Consider the following 16,820-nt stretch of genomic DNA (forward strand, 5'->3'; position numbering starts at 1 on the left):
GTAATTTATGAGTCGTTCATTAAAAAAAGGTCCATATATTAATGTAAAACTGGAAAACAAGGTGCTCGCTATGAATGAAAGCGGCAAGAAGTCAGTTGTTAAGACATGGGCTAGAGCTTCAATGATTTCGCCTGATTTTGTTGGGCATACAATTGCAGTTCATAACGGTAACAAATTTATTCCTGTTTATGTTACTGAAAACATGGTTGGTCATAAGTTGGGAGAATTCGCTCCTACACGTACTTTCCGTGGTCATGCAGGTAACAAGAAAAAATAATAACAGGACGCATATTTGAAATAATAAAGTAATAAATAATGGGAGCAAGAAAAAAAATATCGGCTGATAAGAGAAAAGAAGCCCTTAAAACCATGTATTTTGCAAAATTGCAAAATGTGCCTACTTCTCCGCGTAAGATGCGTCTCGTGGCTGACATGATTCGCGGTATGGAGGTGAACAGAGCACTTGGTGTTTTGAAGTTTTCTTCTAAAGAAGCTTCTGCTAGAGTGGAAAAACTGTTACGCTCTGCTATTGCTAACTGGGAACAGAAAAACGAACGCAAAGCTGAAGACGGCGAATTGTTTGTAACTAAGATTTATGTTGACGGGGGAGCAACCTTGAAAAGAATGAGACCGGCTCCACAGGGTAGAGGTTACAGAATTCGTAAACGCTCAAATCATGTGACTTTGTTCGTTGATGCTAAGAATACTAATGATAAAAATTAAGAGTAGATGGGACAGAAAGTTAATCCGATAAGCAACCGTTTAGGAATTATCAGAGGATGGGATTCTAATTGGTACGGTGGCAAGAATTATGGTGACGCTTTGCTGGAAGACAGCAAAATTCGTAAATATCTGAATGCCAGACTTGCAAAAGCCAGCGTTTCAAGAATCGTTATTGAACGTACTCTGAAATTGGTGACAATCACTGTATGTACTGCTCGTCCGGGTATTATCATTGGTAAAGGTGGTCAGGAAGTTGACAAGTTGAAAGAGGAGTTGAAGAAGATCACCGACAAGGATATCCAGATTAATATCTTTGAAGTAAAAAGACCGGAACTTGACGCTGTCATTGTGGCAAACAACATCGCTCGCCAGGTTGAAGGTAAAATCGCTTACCGTCGCGCTATCAAGATGGCGATTGCCAATACCATGCGCATGGGAGCTGAAGGCATCAAGGTGCTGATCTCAGGTCGTTTGAACGGTGCTGAAATGGCTCGTTCAGAAATGTATAAAGAAGGTCGTACTCCATTGCATACTTTCCGTGCAGATATCGACTATTGCCATGCTGAAGCTTTGACAAAAGTTGGTTTGCTGGGTATCAAAGTATGGATTTGCCGTGGTGAAGTTTATGGAAAACGTGAGTTGGCTCCTAACTTCACTCAGAGCAAAGAAAATGGCCGTAGCAACGGAAACAATGGTGGAAAGAACTTCCGCAGAAAGAAAAACAACAATCGCTAACGATTTGAATTTTAGGAATTATGTTACAACCGAAAAAAACAAAATTCAGAAGACAGCAGAAAGGTAGCGCTAAAGGTAACGCCCAGAGAGGTCATCAGTTGGCTTTTGGTACTTTTGGTATCAAATCTCTTCAGACTAAGTGGATTACTGGTCGTCAGATTGAAGCAGCTCGTATTGCTGTAACAAGATATATGCAGCGTCAGGGTCAGATTTGGATCCGCATTTTCCCGGATAAACCTATTACTCGTAAGCCTGCTGATGTACGTATGGGTAAAGGTAAAGGTAATCCGGAAGGTTTCGTGGCTCCTGTAACTCCGGGTCGTATTTTGATCGAAGTTGAAGGTGTTTCTTTTGAAGTAGCTAAAGAAGCTTTGCGCCTCGCCGCACAGAAACTTCCTGTTACTACTAAGTTTATTGTTAGACGTGATTACGACGCAAGTCAAAATGCTTAATTGATATGAAGATTGCAGAAATTAGAGAAATAGCTACCAACGAATTGGCAGAAAGAATTCAGACTGAAGTTGCCAATTACAATCAAATGGTTTTGAATCATTCGATCTCTCCGCTGGAAAATCCTGCACAGATCAAGAAATTACGCAGAACAATCGCGCGTATGAAAGCAGAATTGCGTCAGAGAGAACTTAACAAATAATAATGGTCCTCATGGAAGCTAGAAATTTAAGAAAAGAAAGAACTGGTGTTGTAGTTAGCAATAAAATGGACAAGACCATTACTGTTGCTGCTAAGTTTAAGGAAAAACACCCTATTTATGGTAAGTTCGTGTCTAAAACGAAAAAATACCATGCTCATGACGAAAAGAATGAATGCCAGGTTGGCGATACTGTTCGCATCATGGAAACTCGTCCTTTGAGTAAAACTAAGAGATGGAGATTGATTGAAATTATTGAAAGAGCTAAGTAATTATGATACAAGCAGAATCCAGACTTACAGTATGTGACAACAGTGGCGCTAAAGAAGCTCTTTGTATCCGCGTATTAGGCGGTACAAAGAGACGTTATGCCTCTGTTGGGGATGTTATTGTAGTTTCAATAAAGAGTGTTATCCCCTCAAGTGATATTAAAAAAGGTGCAGTATCAAAGGCCTTGATTGTACGTACAAAGAAAGAAATCCGTCGTGCTGATGGTTCTTACATTCGTTTTGATGACAATGCTTGCGTGCTGTTGAACAACGCAGGTGAAATTAGAGGAAGTCGTATTTTTGGCCCGGTTGCGAGAGAGTTGCGTAATGCAAATATGAAAGTGGTTTCACTTGCACCTGAAGTACTTTAATTTTGTAAAAGATTTAAGTAATGAGTAAATTACATATTAAGAAAGGCGATACAGTTTACGTAAACTCTGGTGAAGACAAGGGTAAAACTGGCCGCGTGTTGAAGGTTCTTGTTAAAGAAGGACGTGCAGTGGTAGAAGGTATCAATATGGTATCTAAGAGTACCAAACCGAATGCAAAGAATCCTCAGGGTGGTATTGTGAAGCAGGAAGCTCCTATTCACATCTCTAACCTGAATCCGGTAGATCCGAAGACAGGAAAACCGACTCGTGTGGGTAGAAGAGAAAGTTCTGATGGAAGAACATTTGTTCGTTATGCTAAAAAATCAGGAGAGGAGATTAAATAATGAGTAATACTGCTAGCCTTAAGAAAGAATATGCAGAGCGCATTGCTCCTGCTTTGAAGAATCAATTCCAGTATTCTTCATCTATGCAAATCCCTGTACTTAAGAAGATTGTTATCAATCAAGGTTTGGGTATGGCGGTTGCTGATAAGAAAATCATTGATGTCGCAATCAATGAATTGACTGCTATTACAGGACAGAAAGCTGTAGCAACTGTTTCTCGTAAAGATATCGCAAACTTTAAATTGCGTAAGAAAATGCCGATCGGTGTAATGGTAACATTGCGTCGTGAAAGAATGTATGAGTTCCTTGAAAAATTGGTTCGTGTAGCTTTACCGCGTATCCGTGACTTCAAAGGTATCGAAAGCAAATTCGACGGAAGAGGAAACTACACACTAGGTATTCAGGAACAGATTATTTTCCCTGAAATCAACATTGATAGCATCACTAAGATTCTGGGTATGAACATTACTTTTGTAACTTCTGCTCAGACAGACGAAGAAGGTTTTGCTCTGTTGAAGGAATTCGGATTACCGTTTAAAAACGCTAAAAAAGATTGATAAGTTATGGCAAAAGAATCAATGAAAGCTCGTGAAGTAAGAAGAGCTAAACTTGTTGCTAAATATGCTGAGAAGCGTGCTGCGTTGAAGAAGATTGTAAACTCTGGTGATCCTGCTGAAGCTTTTGAGGCTGCTCAGAAGTTGCAGGCTCTGCCTAAGAACGCTAATCCTATTCGTTTACACAACCGTTGTAAACTGACTGGACGTCCAAAAGGTTATATCCGTCAGTTCGGTATTTCACGTATTCAGTTCCGTGAAATGGCTTCAAACGGTTTGATTCCTGGCGTTAAGAAAGCAAGCTGGTAAATAATTTTTTTATTAAATATTGTCAGGGTAGTCCTGATTAATTTAACAATTAGTTTTTATGACAGATCCTATCGCAGATTATCTCACTAGATTGAGAAATGCAATTAGTGCTAAGCACAGAGTGGTGGAAGTACCTGCTTCAAACTTGAAAAAGGAGATTACTAAGATCCTTTTCGACAAAGGGTACATCCTGAACTACAAGTTTGTTGAAGATGGTCCTCAGGGTACTATCAAGGTAGCCTTGAAGTATGATGCAGTTAACAAGGTTAACGCAATCAAGAAACTTGAAAGAGTATCTACTCCGGGTATGCGTAAGTATACCGGTTACAAAGACATGCCGAGAGTTATTAATGGATTAGGTATTGCTATTATATCTACTTCCAAAGGTGTTATGACAGACAAGGAAGCTGCTGAACTGAAGATTGGCGGTGAAGTTCTTTGCTATGTATATTAATGTTAGGAGGATAAGCAATGTCAAGAATTGGTAAATTACCCATTAGTATCCCTGCTGGAGTAACAGTTACTCTGAAGGATAATGTAGTAAACGTAAAAGGACCTAAAGGTGAGTTGAGTCAGTTTGTAAATCCTGCTATCAGCGTAGAAATTGCAGACGGACACGTGGTGTTGAAAGAAAACGAAGATGCGATGCTTGATAACCTGAAACAGCGTCACGCATTCCATGGCTTGTATCGTGCATTGATTCACAACATGGTTGTTGGTGTTTCTGAAGGTTATAAGAAAGAATTAGAGCTGGTCGGTGTTGGTTACCGTGCTTCTAACAACGGTAATATCATTGATTTCGCTTTAGGTTATACGCATAATATCTTTATGCAGTTGCCTCCTGAAATCAAGGTGGAAACTAAATCTGAAAGAAATAAGAACCCTCTTATCATATTGGAATCTTGTGACAAACAGCTGCTTGGTCAGGTTTGTTCAAAAATACGTTCTTTCCGTAAGCCTGAACCTTATAAAGGAAAAGGTATTAAGTTTGTTGGTGAAGAAATTCGTAGAAAGTCTGGTAAGTCAGCTGGCGCTAAATAATTCACATAAAATCGTACAATTATGACAACGAAAATAGAAAGACGCATTAAGATTAAATATAGAGTACGCAACAAGATTTCAGGTACCCCTGAACGTCCGCGTATGAGTGTGTTTAGAAGTAACAAGCAGATTTACGTTCAGGTTATCGACGATTTAAGTGGTAAGACATTGGTGGCTGCTTCTTCTCTGGGTATGGAAGCTATGCCGAAAAAAGAACAGGCTGCAAAAGTTGGTGAGCTGATTGCTAAAAAAGCTCAGGAAGCTGGTATTACGACTGTCGTATTCGACCGTAATGGTTACTTGTATCATGGGAGAGTAAAAGAAGTAGCTGATGCTGCTCGTAACGGTGGACTTAAATTTTAATGAATTATGGCAGTTAATAATAGAGTTAAGATCACTAACGATATAGAATTAAAAGATAGACTGGTTGCAATCAACCGTGTTACTAAAGTTACAAAAGGTGGTAGAACTTTCAGCTTTTCTGCTATCGTAGTAGTTGGTAACGAAGATGGTATCATTGGTTGGGGCCTTGGTAAAGCTGGTGAAGTAACAGCTGCAATCGCTAAAGGTGTTGAAGCTGCAAAGAAGAACCTGACTCGTGTTCCGGTATTGAAAGGTACTGTTCCTCACGAACAGTCTGCAAAGTTTGGTGGTGCTGAAGTATTCATCAAACCTGCTTCAACAGGTACTGGAGTAGTAGCTGGTGGTGCAATGCGTGCCGTATTGGAAAGTGTAGGTGTTACTGATGTCCTGGCTAAGTCTAAGGGTTCATCAAATCCTCACAACCTGGTAAAAGCTACTATCTTGGCTTTGGGTGAAATGAGAGATGCTCGCATGGTAGCTCAGAACAGAGGTGTAAGTTTGGATAAAGTATTTAGAGGATAAGGAGGATATTTATGGCAACTATTAAGATTAAACAAGTAAAGAGTAGAATTGGTGCTCCGGCTGATCAGAAAAGAACATTGGATGCACTTGGTCTCCATAAATTGAATCGTGTGGTTGAACACGAAGAGACTCCTTCAATTCTGGGTATGATTGAAAAGGTTAAACACCTGGTTGCAATCGTTAAGTAATATATTGTTAACAATAAAGGATCTTACAATATGAAGTTAAATAATTTACGTCCTGCAGAAGGTTCTGTCAAAACTAGAAAAAGAGTTGGTCGTGGTGCTGGTTCAGGTTTAGGCGGTACTTCTACAAGAGGACATAAAGGAGCAAAATCAAGATCTGGCTATTCAAAGAAGATTGGTTTTGAAGGTGGTCAGATGCCGCTTCAACGTCGTGTTCCGAAGTTTGGTTTTAAGAACATCAACCGTGTAGAATACAAAGCAATTAATCTTGATACTATTCAGAAACTGGCTGAAGCTAAGAATCTGTCTAAGGTCGGCATTAATGATTTGATTGAAGCAGGTTTCGTTTCTTCTAATCAATTAGTGAAAGTTCTTGGTAACGGTAGTTTAACTACTAAGCTTGATGTAGAAGCAAATGCTTTCTCTAAGAGCGCAGTAGCTGCAATCGAAGCCGTTGGTGGTAATGCAGTAAAACTCTGATTCAATGATAAAATCTATTGAAACATTAAAGAATATATGGAATATTGAGGATCTGAGAAAACGGATCCTCATTACTATATTGTTTGTTGCAATTTATCGATTCGGTTCTTATATCGTATTGCCAGGTATCAATCCTGACATGTTGTCGAAGTTGCATGAACAGACGAGTGAAGGTCTTCTTGCCTTGTTGAATATGTTTTCGGGTGGTGCCTTTTCAAATGCATCTATCTTTGCACTTGGAATCATGCCGTACATCTCTGCGTCCATCGTGATTCAGTTGTTGGCTATTGCGGTACCTTATTTCCAGAAACTGCAGCGTGAGGGGGAAAGCGGTCGTCGAAAGATTAATCAGTATACTCGTATTCTGACAATCATTATTTTGATTTTCCAAGCTCCATCTTATCTGATCAACTTGAAAATGCAGGCAGGGCCCGCCCTTAATGCTTCATTAGATTGGACTTTCTTTATTATTACTTCAACTATCATTTTGGCAGCAGGTAGTATGTTTATCTTGTGGCTTGGTGAAAGAATTACTGATAAAGGAATTGGTAATGGTATCTCATTGATTATTATGGTGGGTATTATTGCTCGTCTTCCTCAGTCTTTCTCTGGTGAATTCGTTTCACGACTCGCTTCTCCGGGTGCAGGTGGTATTATCATGTTCTTGATTGAACTGGTATGCTTGCTGGCTGTGATAGCTGCTGCTATCTTGTTGGTACAAGGTGTACGTAAGGTGCCTGTACAGTATGCAAAGCGTATTGTGGGTAACAAACAATACGGTGGTGCTCGTCAGTATATCCCTCTGAAAGTAAATGCGGCTAACGTGATGCCTATCATCTTTGCTCAGGCTATCATGTTTATTCCGATTACGATTGTCGGATATTCAAATATCGATAATGCAAGTGGCATAGCCCGCGCATTGATTGACCATACAGGTTTCTGGTATAACTTTGTTTTTGCCGTGTTGATTATTCTTTTCACTTACTTCTACACTGCGATTACAATCAATACCACTCAGATGGCAGAAGACATGAAGAGAAATAACGGTTTTATTCCGGGAATAAAGCCGGGTAAGAATACAGCAGAATATTTGGATGTGATTATGTCCCGTATTACTCTGCCGGGTTCTATATTCTTGGCTATTATTGCTATATTGCCCGCATTTGCTGGCCTGTTCGGCGTTCAGGCTGAATTTGCACAGTTCTTTGGTGGTACATCATTGCTGATTCTTGTAGGTGTGGTATTGGATACCCTGCAGCAAGTAGAAAGCCATTTGTTGATGCGCCATTACGACGGTCTGTTGAGTTCAGGTCGAATCAAGGGACGGTCTGGTAATGTGGCTGCTTATTAAAAAAATACTTGTCTCGAATGATATTTCTAAAGACAGATGATGAAATAGAGTTGCTTCGTCAGAGTAATCTCCTTGTCGGGAGAACTCTGGCCGAAGTAGCCAAAATGATAAAGCCTGGAGTTACGACGAAGCAACTGGATAAAGTAGCGGAGGAGTTTATCCGTGACCATGGGGCTATCCCTACTTTTAAGGGGTTCCCTAATCCTTATGGCTCTCCTTTTCCTGGTACGCTTTGCACTTCGGTGAACGAGCAGGTAGTACATGGAATTCCTAATGATATCCCTTTAAAAGATGGTGATATCGTTTCGGTTGACTGCGGTACTTTCATGAATGGTTTTTGTGGAGATTCAGCCTATACGTTTTGTGTCGGTGAAGTGGATTCTGAAATAGTGAAATTATTGAAGGTGACAAAGGAATCTCTTTACAAGGGTATCGAAAATGCAGTTCATGGAAAGAGATTGGGAGATATCGGTTATGCAATTCAGCAACATTGTGAATCCCATTCTTACGGTGTAGTTCGAGAATTTGTCGGTCATGGTATTGGAAAGGAAATGCATGAAGATCCTCCAGTTCCCAATTACGGACGCCGTGGTACAGGCACATTGCTGAAAAAAGGAATGTGTATCGCAATTGAACCGATGATCACGATGGGTAACCGACAGATTGTCATGGAAGATGACCGATGGACAATCCGTACGAGAGACCGGAAATGTGCAGCTCACTTTGAACATACGGTGGCTGTCGGACTGGGAAAAGCTGATATATTATCATCATTTGAATTTATAGAACAAGTTTTAGGAGATAAAGCAATTTAATATGGCAAAGCAATCCGCAATAGAACAAGATGGAGTTATCGTTGAAGCATTGTCGAATGCAATGTTTCGTGTAGAGCTAGAAAACGGACATGAGATTACAGCTCATATTTCTGGCAAAATGAGAATGCATTACATTAAAATATTACCCGGAGATAAGGTAAGAGTCGAGATGTCTCCTTATGACTTATCTAAAGGAAGAATCGTTTTTAGATACAAATAAAAGAAAATATAAGATATGAAAGTAAGAGCATCATTAAAGAAACGTACGCCGGAATGCAAAATCGTTAGACGTAATGGCCGTTTGTATGTTATTAACAAGAAAAATCCTAAGTATAAACAACGTCAAGGATAATTTATTATTTTTGCAAAAAAAATAATTTAGTATATGGCTATAAGAATAGTTGGTGTAGATTTGCCTCAGAATAAAAGAGGTGAGATTGCGTTGACATACGTATATGGTATCGGACGCAGTAGTTCAGCAAAAATTTTGGATAAAGCAGGCGTAGATCGTGACCTGAAAGTGAAGGATTGGACTGATGATCAGGCTGCTAAGATCCGTGAAATCATTGGTGCTGAATACAAGGTTGAAGGTGATCTTCGTTCTGAAATCCAGTTGAACATTAAGCGATTAATGGATATTGGTTGCTACCGTGGTGTTCGTCACCGCTTGGGTCTGCCCGTGAGAGGTCAGAGCACAAAAAACAATGCTCGTACACGTAAGGGAAGAAAGAAAACAGTTGCAAATAAGAAAAAAGCTACTAAATAATTGTTAATATGGCAAAAAAAACAGTCGCAGCTAAAAAAAGAAATGTCAAGGTTGATGCTAATGGACAGTTGCACGTTCATTCTTCATTCAATAACATTATCGTTTCTTTGGCAAACAGCGAAGGCCAGATTATTGCATGGTCTTCTGCAGGTAAGATGGGATTTAGAGGTTCTAAGAAGAACACTCCTTATGCAGCTCAGATGGCTGCCCAAGATTGCGCTAAAGTGGCATACGATCTTGGCCTGAGAAAGGTAAAAGCTTATGTGAAGGGTCCTGGAAACGGACGTGAGTCTGCTATCAGAACAGTGCACGGAGCTGGAATTGAAGTTACTGAAATCATCGATGTAACTCCATTGCCTCATAACGGTTGTCGTCCTCCGAAAAGAAGAAGAGTATAATAGAGATAACCAATTTAGATGTAACTTGATTTTGTTAAATAATGGATTGCAATTCCTTTCTGTAATCGCGGCTGCAACAAATTGAGTTCATGAATAACAATTAAATTAAGAAAGAAAATGGCTAGATATACTGGACCAAAAACTAGAATTGCACGTAAATTCGGTGAAGCAATCTTTGGAGCAGATAAAGTTTTGTCTAAGAAAAACTATCCTCCTGGACAACATGGTAACAATCGTCGCAGAAAAACTTCTGAATACGGTGTCATGTTGGCTGAAAAGCAGAAAGCTAAGTATACTTACGGTGTGTTGGAGAAACAATTCCGTAATATGTTTGAGAAAGCAGCAAGTATGAACGGTATTACCGGTGAAATTTTGCTGCAGAGCCTTGAATGTCGTCTGGATAACGTAGTGTTCCGTTTGGGTATCGCACCGACTCGTGCTGCCGCTCGTCAGCTTGTAGGTCACAAGCACATCACTGTAGATGGTAAGGTAGTTAATATCCCTTCTTTCTCAGTTAAACCGGGTCAGCTGGTAGGTGTTCGTGAAAAATCTAAGTCTTTGGAAGTGATTGCTAACTCATTGGCCGGATTTAATCACAGCAAATATCCTTGGTTGGAATGGGATGAAAACTCTAAGACTGGTAAATTGTTGCACGTACCAGAAAGAGCTGACATTCCTGAAAGCATTAAAGAACACTTGATCGTTGAATTGTACTCTAAATAATAATTAATTTCATGGCGATATTAGCATTTCAAAAACCTGATAAAGTATTAATGTTGGAAGCGGATTCCAAATTCGGGAAATTCGAATTCCGTCCGCTTGAACCCGGTTTCGGTATTACCGTAGGTAATGCTTTACGCCGTATTCTTCTTTCTTCATTGGAAGGTTATGCAATCAACACAATCCGTATCGAGGGTGTGGAACATGAATTTGCTACCATTCCGGGTGTAAAAGAAGATGTCACTAACATTATCTTGAATCTGAAGCAAGTTCGATTCAAGCGAGTAGTTGAGGAATTCGAAAATGAGAAGGTAAGCATTACCGTTGAGAATTCTACTGAATTTAAGGCAGGTGATATTGGTAAGTATTTGACCGGATTTGAAGTGTTAAATCCTGAATTGGTTATTTGCCATTTAGATTCAAAAGCAACTATGCAGATAGACATTACAATCAACAAAGGTCGTGGATATGTGCCGGCTGATGAAAACCGCGAATTCTGCACCGATGTGAATGTAATTCCTATCGATTCTATTTACACTCCGATTCGTAATGTGAAATATGCGGTAGAAAACTACCGTGTAGAACAGAAAACTGACTATGAAAAGTTGGTGCTGGAAATTACGACGGATGGTTCCATTCACCCGAAGGAAGCGCTGAAGGAAGCTGCAAAGATTTTGATTCATCACTTCATGCTGTTCTCTGATGAAAAGATTACGCTTGAAACATCAGATGCAGAAGGTAACGAAGAATTCGATGAAGAAGTATTGCACATGCGTCAGTTGCTGAAGACCAAATTGGTGGATATGGACTTGTCAGTTCGTGCTTTGAACTGCTTGAAAGCTGCCGATGTTGAAACATTGGGCGACTTGGTTCAGTTCAACAAGACCGACCTGCTGAAGTTCCGTAACTTCGGTAAGAAATCGCTCACTGAGCTTGATGATTTGCTCGAGAGTCTGAATCTTTCGTTTGGAACAGATATTTCTAAGTATAAATTAGACAAAGAATAAACAATGAGACATAATAAAAAATTCAACCATTTAGGTCGTACTGCTTCTCACAGAAATGCAATGCTGTCAAACATGGCATGTTCTTTGATCAAGCACAAAAGAATCACTACGACTGTTGCGAAGGCTAAAGCTTTGAAGAAGTTCGTTGAGCCGCTGATTACTAGATCTAAAGATGACACAACTAACTCACGTCGTGTTGTGTTCAGTAACCTGCAAGACAAATATGCTGTAACTGAACTGTTCAAAGAAATCTCTGTAAAGGTTGCAGATCGTCCGGGTGGTTACACTCGTATTATCAAGACTGGTCACCGTTTGGGTGATAACGCAGAAATGTGTTTCATCGAATTGGTAGACTACAACGAGAACATGGCTAAGACAGCTGCTAAGAAAACTACTCGTACACGTCGTTCTAAGAAATCAGCTGCAACTACTACTGAAGCACCGGCTGCTGAAGCTGCAACTGAAGCTCCTGCTACTACAGAGGAAGCCCCTAAAGCTGAATAATTCTGTATATGCTATATATTTGAAAGGCTATGCATTGCGCATAGCCTTTTTTTGTATCTGTCGTGTAGCAGCATCTTTAATTGGGGTAGATGGGTTTATACCGGTTTCTATTGCTTTGTTGGTAAACTCGTAATCGATTATTATGCCCTGTGACTCTGAGACTGTCTGCTGAATTGAGTGATTGGATCCTATCGTTTTTCAGGCCTTCTAACGAATGATAGGAATGAATACGACAAAGGCTTGTGAGGTGCGGTAATATTGCCTCACAAGCCTTTATTCGTAGTTTAGTAGCTATTTATGCTTGCTTTTCTTCTTCCATTTTGGCTTTAAATGCCAAAGCATACATGCGCATTTGTTTTACCATGGCCAGCAGACCGTTGCTGCGGGTGGGTGAAAGATGTTCCTTCAAACCGATCTTGTCGATGAAATAAAGGTCGGCATTCAGGATTTCATCGGGTGTGTGACCTGACACGACCTGAATTAGCAGAGAGATGATACCTTTTACTATCAGGGCGTCACTTTCAGCCTGGAATACTACTTTTCCGTCCACCAGGTCAGCCTGCAGCCATACCCGGCTCTGGCAACCGTCAATCAAGTTCTGCTCTGTTTTGTATTTCGGATCAAGCGGTTGCTGGTCGTTGCCCAGGTCAATCAGCAGTTGGTATTTGTCCATCCAATCGTCGAAGTCACTGAATTCTTCGATTACTTCGTCCTGGAGTTCATTGATTGTTTTCATTGTGATATGGTTTAATTATTTTTCATTATAAATCACGCCCATCACCGTTTGTCCTACGGCCTGAAGCGTGGCTTTGTCAATATTTTCAAGCGTGTCATCCAGCGTGTGCCAAGTTGGGTTGAAACCCGTGTCACTCTGCATATCGTAATGGATGATGTCTACACATGGAATCTGGCGATACTGGTTCACGTAGAGATGGTCATCCGTAATCTGGCCTCCGTCTTCCTTGATGAAATAGTTGCTGTAACCTAAGTGCTCGGCCATTTCCCAGATTTTCTTCATGGCATTGTTCGCCGTCTGCTTGGAGAAGGCTTCGTAGTAGAATGTGGCATTCTTTCCCCCTACCATATCCAGCAAGATACCAAAGCGTGCCTTGTAGTCAGGTACGTGAGGGATACGGCCCCAATATTGGGAACCCAGGCACCAGGTATCCGGTTTATAAGTCCCTTTGTAGAAGTCCGGCGTGCCGTAATCTTCCGCATCGAAGAATACGAGGTCGATGCCTACTTGCGGTGCCTGCTGTTGAATCTGTCGGGCGATTTCCAATAATACACCTATGCCGCTGGCCCCGTCGTTGGCTCCGTCAATTGCTTTCCGATGATTGGCCTCTTCATCCTGGTCGGCATACGGTCGGCAGTCCCAGTGCGCACAGAGCATCACCCGTTTCTTGTTTTCCGGTTGGTAAGCTCCGATGATGTTGCGTGCTTTCAGAATCGTACCGTCGTAAGCGATTAGGTCGGCCTGTTGGTTGTAGACGGTAGCCCCGAATTTCTTCAACTGGGCGGCAAGGTAATCCCCACATTTGCGATGCGCTTCCGTGTTGGGTACGCGCGGTCCGAAAGCCACTTGTGCCGATACATACGCGTATGCACTATCGGCATTGAAAGTCGGGGCCTGCACAATTGTGGCTTCCGTTTCTTCAGTTTGCTGACTGTTTTTCGAACTGCTTCCACAGGAGATGAAAGTTCCTCCCGTTATCAAAGCACTTACAATCAGCATATTTTTTATTGAAATCATAATACCTTCATTTAGTTTGCGCTGCAAAGGTAAGCTTATTTTTGTACACCCCTTGCAGCCGTAAATACGTTTTAAACTTTATTTGTAGGAGCCACTTTCCTGCACTTGCTGCATGACGCGCAGGAAGTTGCCTCCCCAGATCCGCTGGATGTCTTCCTCACTGTAACGTTCGTGGAGCAACTGGCGGGTGAGATTGATCATTTCCGAAGAATCGTTGCATCCAATGATGCCTCCGTCGCCGTCAAAATCACTGCCGATACCCACATGCTCGATACCCATCACGTTCACCATATGGTTCAGGTGTTCGATGGCATCCAGGATGTGTGCCGGACGTTCGGTGCGGAGGAATCCGCTGTAAAGGCAGACCTGCACTACGCCCCCTTTTCGGGCAATGGCCCGGAGCTGGTCGTCGGTCAGGTTGCGCGGGTGGTCACAGAGGGTCCGGCTGGAAGAATGTGAGCAGACCACCGGTTGGCTGCTGATGTCCAGTGTTTCGTAGAACGTACGTTCCCCACTGTGCGACAAGTCCACCATCATTCCCAATCGGTTCATTTCGCGGATTACTTGTTCACCGAAAGGTGTAACCCCTAAGTTCTCTTCGTTGTGGCGGGTCGAGCCGCAGATGTCGTTGTTCCCATTGTGACAGAGCGTCATGTACACCACCCCTCGTTTGCGGAAATGTTCCACCCGGCTCAGGTCTTTTCCGATGGCATAGCCGTTTTCAATGCCCAGCATAATGGCCTTCTTGCTTTCCCGTTTCAGACGATACAGATCGGCTGGTGTATAAGCGATATCTACTGCCGTACAGTTCTTGGCCACCATTTCTTCAATTTCGTTCAGCAGCTGGTCGGTTTTGGCCGTAGCAGCCAGCAGGGCTTCATCCGTCCGTTCTTTCTGCGCCAGATAAGCCACCATGATGGTGGCATCCTGCCGTCCTTCCGTCATTTTGTGCAGGTCGACTTTGATTTTCGGGTCACGTGTATCAAAGCGGATATGCTGGTTGAAGAACATCGGCGTATCGCAGTGCGTATCCAGAATCAGCAAGCGCTGGTGCAGTTCCTTCGCTTTCCGGAACGAACGGGCTTCGCGGATGAGCCATCCGAAGAGCGGCATCATGCACTTGTCCTGATTCAGGATGAAGCATTCCGGATGCCACTGTACGCCCAGCATGGATTTGTATTCCGTACTTTCGATGGCCTCTATCACTCCGTCGGGAGCCGTGGCCGATACTCGGAATCCCAGGGCCGGTTCTTTCACAGCCTGGTGATGGAACGAATTGACCGCTATTTCCTTCGCATTCATTATACGGGCCAGCAGACTGCCCTCCGCCAGTTCTACCCGGTGGGAGGGAAAGCTCCGTTCCAGATCCTGGCTGTGCTTGATAGACGGTGTATCTTTCTGCGCATAGATATCTTGATAAAGCGTACCTCCTAAGGCTGCATTGAGCACCTGTATGCCTCGGCAAATACCCAGTATCGGAATCTGTCGGTTGGCGGCCAGGCGTGTCAGCAACAGTTCCTGTCGGTCGCGGTAAGGATTGATGCTGTGTAGTTCACGGATAGGATCTTCGTGTAGGAACAGCGGATTCAGGTCGCCTCCGCCCGTGAGCAGCAGTCCGTCCAAATGTTCCAGTGTGTTGATCAGTAAGTTGACATCCTCATAAGGAGGAATCACTACCGGTACCCCTCCTGCCTGAATGATGGACTGGTAGTAGCCCGGTGCCAGGGTCAGGTTGCCGTCGCTGAAGTTCCCCGTCAGTCCGATAAGTGGAGCTTTTTTATGATTCGGAAAACGGTTGTGAATCTCCTTGTCGAGGGCTTGAATATCGAAAGAAAAATCTGTTTTCATGCGTGCATTCTTTTTTAGCAAGTGACGCAAATATAGAGAGAACTTGTGAATTAATGGCACAATTAGGGAGATAAAGTCGTTATTTTGTTACTCATTGCAGATTGCCCTTCCAGCATGTATAGCATTAATTAGCATCTCAGATAGAAGGTTATTCAAATTATTTTCTCATATTTGTTTAAAATCTAATGATATGGAATTGATTCGAAGCCTTTCTCAAATGGTGAACTGTCTGCGTTCGCGCGGCATACGTCGGAAAGTGGCGGTAGTCTGCCCGAACGATCCGCACACGGAATATGTGATTATTCGAAGCCTGAGGGAGGAAATTGCCGAATATCTCTTGGTGACAGATTCAGCCCACTTGAAAGAAGCGCTCGACTTGCGGGCGGCTTCTCCCGATTTTGTACACATTTACGAGGCAGGTACTCCCGACGAAGCGGCAGCCTTGGCCGTACAGCTGGTGCGGATGGGAGAAGCTGAAGTGTTGATGAAAGGGCTTATCAACACGGACAATCTGTTGCGGGCGGTGTTGAAGAAAGGAGAGGGCCTGTTGCCTGAAGGAGGCGTGCTGAGCCATGTCGCGGTGGCGCAGGTACCCTTGTATCACAAACTGTTGTTCTTTTCGGATGCGGCGGTGATTCCACGGCCCACACTGGCACAATTCCGGGCAATGATTTCCTGCGATTTGGATTTGTGTCGCAAGTTGGGGTGTGAGGAGCCCCGGGTGGCCCTTATTCACTGTTCGGAGAAAGTCAACGAGAAGTTTCCCCACACCCTGAGTTATGTGGAACTCAAGAAAGAGGCGCAGGAAGGACGTTTCGGACATGTCTTTATCGACGGACCGATGGATGCCAAGACTGCCTGCGACAAGCATAGCGGGGAGATAAAAGGCCTTTCTTCTCCCGTAGTCGGCAATGCGGATATTCTGATTTTCCCCAATATCGAATCGGGCAATACGTTTTACAAAACCTTGTCCCTGTTTGGCGATGCGAACATGGCAGGCATGCTCACCGGAACTCTTGCACCGGTGGTGGTGCCTTCACGGAGTGACTCCGGTAACTCCAAATACTACAGTCTGGTACTGGCTTGCCTGGCAGGGGCGCGAAAAGAATAAGA

Annotated in this window: 29 protein-coding genes; 26 read left to right on the forward strand and 3 right to left on the reverse strand. The window is 42.7% G+C overall.

The window, feature by feature from the left end; translation table 11 throughout:
• The first annotated feature begins 7 nt into the window (after positions 1 to 7).
• The 25 genes from rpsS (at position 8) to rplQ (ending at position 12,106) form a co-directional block, all read left to right on the forward strand.
• Entirely contained in the window at positions 8 to 277 is a 270-nt protein-coding gene (rpsS, locus tag H6A28_RS10675) for a 30S ribosomal protein S19 (protein ID WP_007559385.1), read from the forward strand.
• Between the two features lie 38 nt (positions 278 to 315).
• Positions 316 to 723 carry a 50S ribosomal protein L22 gene (rplV, locus tag H6A28_RS10680; RefSeq protein ID WP_072543765.1) on the forward strand — a complete coding sequence of 136 codons (408 nt, stop codon included), beginning with the start codon at positions 316 to 318 and terminating at the stop codon, positions 721 to 723.
• 6 nt (positions 724 to 729) lie between these two features.
• Positions 730 to 1,458 (forward strand): 30S ribosomal protein S3, encoded by a 729-nt coding sequence (gene rpsC, locus H6A28_RS10685; protein ID WP_204476599.1) that lies wholly within the window; start codon positions 730 to 732, stop codon positions 1,456 to 1,458.
• 20 nt (positions 1,459 to 1,478) lie between these two features.
• Positions 1,479 to 1,910, forward strand: a complete 432-nt coding sequence (gene rplP, locus H6A28_RS10690) for a 50S ribosomal protein L16 (RefSeq protein ID WP_013617999.1) — start codon at positions 1,479 to 1,481, stop codon at positions 1,908 to 1,910.
• Positions 1,911 to 1,915: 5 nt separating this feature from the next.
• A complete protein-coding gene (gene rpmC / locus H6A28_RS10695; RefSeq protein WP_007559379.1) occupies positions 1,916 to 2,110 on the forward strand; it encodes a 50S ribosomal protein L29 in 195 nt (64 codons plus the stop codon).
• Positions 2,111 to 2,121: 11 nt separating this feature from the next.
• Entirely contained in the window at positions 2,122 to 2,379 is a 258-nt protein-coding gene (rpsQ, locus tag H6A28_RS10700; protein ID WP_072544105.1) for a 30S ribosomal protein S17, read from the forward strand.
• A gap of 2 nt (positions 2,380 to 2,381) precedes the next feature.
• On the forward strand, positions 2,382 to 2,747 hold the full coding sequence (rplN, locus tag H6A28_RS10705; RefSeq protein WP_007559377.1) for a 50S ribosomal protein L14: 366 nt from the start codon (positions 2,382 to 2,384) through the stop codon (positions 2,745 to 2,747).
• A gap of 20 nt (positions 2,748 to 2,767) precedes the next feature.
• Positions 2,768 to 3,091 carry a 50S ribosomal protein L24 gene (rplX, locus tag H6A28_RS10710; RefSeq protein ID WP_072543767.1) on the forward strand — a complete coding sequence of 108 codons (324 nt, stop codon included), beginning with the start codon at positions 2,768 to 2,770 and terminating at the stop codon, positions 3,089 to 3,091.
• A complete protein-coding gene (gene rplE, locus H6A28_RS10715) occupies positions 3,091 to 3,648 on the forward strand; it encodes a 50S ribosomal protein L5 (protein WP_204480241.1) in 558 nt (185 codons plus the stop codon). Before rplX ends, rplE begins: the two co-directional genes overlap by 1 nt.
• A 6-nt stretch (positions 3,649 to 3,654) precedes the next feature.
• Entirely contained in the window at positions 3,655 to 3,954 is a 300-nt protein-coding gene (rpsN, locus tag H6A28_RS10720; protein WP_148330619.1) for a 30S ribosomal protein S14, read from the forward strand.
• 58 nt (positions 3,955 to 4,012) lie between these two features.
• A complete protein-coding gene (gene rpsH, locus H6A28_RS10725; protein ID WP_007559373.1) occupies positions 4,013 to 4,408 on the forward strand; it encodes a 30S ribosomal protein S8 in 396 nt (131 codons plus the stop codon).
• 17 nt (positions 4,409 to 4,425) lie between these two features.
• The gene (rplF, locus tag H6A28_RS10730; RefSeq protein WP_148330617.1) at positions 4,426 to 4,995 is read left to right on the forward strand and encodes a 50S ribosomal protein L6; all 570 of its coding nucleotides are present in this window, start codon (positions 4,426 to 4,428) and stop codon (positions 4,993 to 4,995) included.
• Between the two features lie 21 nt (positions 4,996 to 5,016).
• On the forward strand, positions 5,017 to 5,358 hold the full coding sequence (rplR, locus tag H6A28_RS10735; RefSeq protein ID WP_204476601.1) for a 50S ribosomal protein L18: 342 nt from the start codon (positions 5,017 to 5,019) through the stop codon (positions 5,356 to 5,358).
• A gap of 6 nt (positions 5,359 to 5,364) precedes the next feature.
• Complete coding sequence (gene rpsE / locus H6A28_RS10740; protein WP_072543770.1) at positions 5,365 to 5,880, forward strand: 30S ribosomal protein S5; 516 nt, start codon at positions 5,365 to 5,367, stop codon at positions 5,878 to 5,880.
• 11 nt (positions 5,881 to 5,891) lie between these two features.
• Positions 5,892 to 6,068, forward strand: a complete 177-nt coding sequence (gene rpmD / locus H6A28_RS10745; protein ID WP_072543771.1) for a 50S ribosomal protein L30 — start codon at positions 5,892 to 5,894, stop codon at positions 6,066 to 6,068.
• A gap of 30 nt (positions 6,069 to 6,098) precedes the next feature.
• The gene (gene rplO, locus H6A28_RS10750; RefSeq protein ID WP_072543772.1) at positions 6,099 to 6,545 is read left to right on the forward strand and encodes a 50S ribosomal protein L15; all 447 of its coding nucleotides are present in this window, start codon (positions 6,099 to 6,101) and stop codon (positions 6,543 to 6,545) included.
• 4 nt (positions 6,546 to 6,549) lie between these two features.
• Complete coding sequence (secY, locus tag H6A28_RS10755) at positions 6,550 to 7,896, forward strand: preprotein translocase subunit SecY (protein WP_204476603.1); 1,347 nt, start codon at positions 6,550 to 6,552, stop codon at positions 7,894 to 7,896.
• A 17-nt stretch (positions 7,897 to 7,913) separates the two neighbouring features.
• Positions 7,914 to 8,711, forward strand: a complete 798-nt coding sequence (map, locus tag H6A28_RS10760; RefSeq protein ID WP_204480243.1) for a type I methionyl aminopeptidase — start codon at positions 7,914 to 7,916, stop codon at positions 8,709 to 8,711.
• Between the two features lies 1 nt (position 8,712).
• A complete protein-coding gene (gene infA, locus H6A28_RS10765; protein ID WP_002558052.1) occupies positions 8,713 to 8,931 on the forward strand; it encodes a translation initiation factor IF-1 in 219 nt (72 codons plus the stop codon).
• Positions 8,932 to 8,946: 15 nt separating this feature from the next.
• Complete coding sequence (ykgO, locus tag H6A28_RS10770) at positions 8,947 to 9,063, forward strand: type B 50S ribosomal protein L36 (RefSeq protein ID WP_002558051.1); 117 nt, start codon at positions 8,947 to 8,949, stop codon at positions 9,061 to 9,063.
• Positions 9,064 to 9,096: 33 nt separating this feature from the next.
• A complete protein-coding gene (rpsM, locus tag H6A28_RS10775) occupies positions 9,097 to 9,477 on the forward strand; it encodes a 30S ribosomal protein S13 (protein WP_007559362.1) in 381 nt (126 codons plus the stop codon).
• Positions 9,478 to 9,485: 8 nt separating this feature from the next.
• Positions 9,486 to 9,875 (forward strand): 30S ribosomal protein S11, encoded by a 390-nt coding sequence (gene rpsK, locus H6A28_RS10780; RefSeq protein ID WP_007559359.1) that lies wholly within the window; start codon positions 9,486 to 9,488, stop codon positions 9,873 to 9,875.
• A 117-nt stretch (positions 9,876 to 9,992) separates the two neighbouring features.
• The gene (rpsD, locus tag H6A28_RS10785; protein WP_204476607.1) at positions 9,993 to 10,598 is read left to right on the forward strand and encodes a 30S ribosomal protein S4; all 606 of its coding nucleotides are present in this window, start codon (positions 9,993 to 9,995) and stop codon (positions 10,596 to 10,598) included.
• A gap of 11 nt (positions 10,599 to 10,609) precedes the next feature.
• On the forward strand, positions 10,610 to 11,602 hold the full coding sequence (locus H6A28_RS10790; protein WP_007559357.1) for a DNA-directed RNA polymerase subunit alpha: 993 nt from the start codon (positions 10,610 to 10,612) through the stop codon (positions 11,600 to 11,602).
• A gap of 3 nt (positions 11,603 to 11,605) precedes the next feature.
• Complete coding sequence (rplQ, locus tag H6A28_RS10795; RefSeq protein WP_204476609.1) at positions 11,606 to 12,106, forward strand: 50S ribosomal protein L17; 501 nt, start codon at positions 11,606 to 11,608, stop codon at positions 12,104 to 12,106.
• Positions 12,107 to 12,401: 295 nt separating this feature from the next.
• On the opposite strand, the gene H6A28_RS10800 is transcribed toward rplQ, so the two are convergent.
• The 3 genes from H6A28_RS10800 to H6A28_RS10810 form a co-directional block, all read right to left on the reverse strand.
• A complete protein-coding gene (locus H6A28_RS10800; protein WP_204476189.1) occupies positions 12,402 to 12,842 on the reverse strand; it encodes a SufE family protein in 441 nt (146 codons plus the stop codon).
• Between the two features lie 15 nt (positions 12,843 to 12,857).
• The gene (locus tag H6A28_RS10805; protein WP_204480291.1) at positions 12,858 to 13,856 is read right to left on the reverse strand and encodes a M28 family peptidase; all 999 of its coding nucleotides are present in this window, start codon (positions 13,854 to 13,856) and stop codon (positions 12,858 to 12,860) included.
• Positions 13,857 to 13,937: 81 nt separating this feature from the next.
• Positions 13,938 to 15,707: a gamma-glutamyl-gamma-aminobutyrate hydrolase family protein gene (locus H6A28_RS10810; RefSeq protein WP_204480245.1), complete on the reverse strand. Its 1,770-nt coding sequence runs from the start codon at positions 15,705 to 15,707 to the stop codon at positions 13,938 to 13,940.
• Positions 15,708 to 15,897: 190 nt separating this feature from the next.
• Here H6A28_RS10810 and H6A28_RS10815 point away from each other — a divergent pair, with 190 nt between their 5' ends.
• Positions 15,898 to 16,818 carry a phosphate acyltransferase gene (locus tag H6A28_RS10815; RefSeq protein ID WP_204480247.1) on the forward strand — a complete coding sequence of 307 codons (921 nt, stop codon included), beginning with the start codon at positions 15,898 to 15,900 and terminating at the stop codon, positions 16,816 to 16,818.
• The last annotated feature ends 2 nt before the right edge of the window (positions 16,819 to 16,820 follow it).

It is taken from the genome of Bacteroides mediterraneensis, from assembly GCF_016900355.1.
In the GTDB taxonomy this organism is placed as follows: Bacteria; Bacteroidota; Bacteroidia; order Bacteroidales; family Bacteroidaceae; genus Phocaeicola.

What these genes read in the sequence shown, in the direction of transcription:
- rpsS (WP_007559385.1), top strand. Translation starts at nt 8, where the DNA reads ATGAGTCGTTCATTAAAAAAAGGTCCATATATTAATGTAAAACTGGAA.
- rplV (WP_072543765.1), top strand. Translation starts at nt 316, where the DNA reads ATGGGAGCAAGAAAAAAAATATCGGCTGATAAGAGAAAAGAAGCCCTT.
- rpsC (WP_204476599.1), top strand. Translation starts at nt 730, where the DNA reads ATGGGACAGAAAGTTAATCCGATAAGCAACCGTTTAGGAATTATCAGA.
- rplP (WP_013617999.1), top strand. Translation starts at nt 1,479, where the DNA reads ATGTTACAACCGAAAAAAACAAAATTCAGAAGACAGCAGAAAGGTAGC.
- rpmC (WP_007559379.1), top strand. Translation starts at nt 1,916, where the DNA reads ATGAAGATTGCAGAAATTAGAGAAATAGCTACCAACGAATTGGCAGAA.
- rpsQ (WP_072544105.1), top strand. Translation starts at nt 2,122, where the DNA reads ATGGAAGCTAGAAATTTAAGAAAAGAAAGAACTGGTGTTGTAGTTAGC.
- rplN (WP_007559377.1), top strand. Translation starts at nt 2,382, where the DNA reads ATGATACAAGCAGAATCCAGACTTACAGTATGTGACAACAGTGGCGCT.
- rplX (WP_072543767.1), top strand. Translation starts at nt 2,768, where the DNA reads ATGAGTAAATTACATATTAAGAAAGGCGATACAGTTTACGTAAACTCT.
- rplE (WP_204480241.1), top strand. Translation starts at nt 3,091, where the DNA reads ATGAGTAATACTGCTAGCCTTAAGAAAGAATATGCAGAGCGCATTGCT.
- rpsN (WP_148330619.1), top strand. Translation starts at nt 3,655, where the DNA reads ATGGCAAAAGAATCAATGAAAGCTCGTGAAGTAAGAAGAGCTAAACTT.
- rpsH (WP_007559373.1), top strand. Translation starts at nt 4,013, where the DNA reads ATGACAGATCCTATCGCAGATTATCTCACTAGATTGAGAAATGCAATT.
- rplF (WP_148330617.1), top strand. Translation starts at nt 4,426, where the DNA reads ATGTCAAGAATTGGTAAATTACCCATTAGTATCCCTGCTGGAGTAACA.
- rplR (WP_204476601.1), top strand. Translation starts at nt 5,017, where the DNA reads ATGACAACGAAAATAGAAAGACGCATTAAGATTAAATATAGAGTACGC.
- rpsE (WP_072543770.1), top strand. Translation starts at nt 5,365, where the DNA reads ATGGCAGTTAATAATAGAGTTAAGATCACTAACGATATAGAATTAAAA.
- rpmD (WP_072543771.1), top strand. Translation starts at nt 5,892, where the DNA reads ATGGCAACTATTAAGATTAAACAAGTAAAGAGTAGAATTGGTGCTCCG.
- rplO (WP_072543772.1), top strand. Translation starts at nt 6,099, where the DNA reads ATGAAGTTAAATAATTTACGTCCTGCAGAAGGTTCTGTCAAAACTAGA.
- secY (WP_204476603.1), top strand. Translation starts at nt 6,550, where the DNA reads ATGATAAAATCTATTGAAACATTAAAGAATATATGGAATATTGAGGAT.
- map (WP_204480243.1), top strand. Translation starts at nt 7,914, where the DNA reads ATGATATTTCTAAAGACAGATGATGAAATAGAGTTGCTTCGTCAGAGT.
- infA (WP_002558052.1), top strand. Translation starts at nt 8,713, where the DNA reads ATGGCAAAGCAATCCGCAATAGAACAAGATGGAGTTATCGTTGAAGCA.
- ykgO (WP_002558051.1), top strand. Translation starts at nt 8,947, where the DNA reads ATGAAAGTAAGAGCATCATTAAAGAAACGTACGCCGGAATGCAAAATC.
- rpsM (WP_007559362.1), top strand. Translation starts at nt 9,097, where the DNA reads ATGGCTATAAGAATAGTTGGTGTAGATTTGCCTCAGAATAAAAGAGGT.
- rpsK (WP_007559359.1), top strand. Translation starts at nt 9,486, where the DNA reads ATGGCAAAAAAAACAGTCGCAGCTAAAAAAAGAAATGTCAAGGTTGAT.
- rpsD (WP_204476607.1), top strand. Translation starts at nt 9,993, where the DNA reads ATGGCTAGATATACTGGACCAAAAACTAGAATTGCACGTAAATTCGGT.
- H6A28_RS10790 (WP_007559357.1), top strand. Translation starts at nt 10,610, where the DNA reads ATGGCGATATTAGCATTTCAAAAACCTGATAAAGTATTAATGTTGGAA.
- rplQ (WP_204476609.1), top strand. Translation starts at nt 11,606, where the DNA reads ATGAGACATAATAAAAAATTCAACCATTTAGGTCGTACTGCTTCTCAC.
- H6A28_RS10800 (WP_204476189.1), bottom strand. Translation starts at nt 12,842, where the DNA reads ATGAAAACAATCAATGAACTCCAGGACGAAGTAATCGAAGAATTCAGT.
- H6A28_RS10810 (WP_204480245.1), bottom strand. Translation starts at nt 15,707, where the DNA reads ATGAAAACAGATTTTTCTTTCGATATTCAAGCCCTCGACAAGGAGATT.
- H6A28_RS10815 (WP_204480247.1), top strand. Translation starts at nt 15,898, where the DNA reads ATGGAATTGATTCGAAGCCTTTCTCAAATGGTGAACTGTCTGCGTTCG.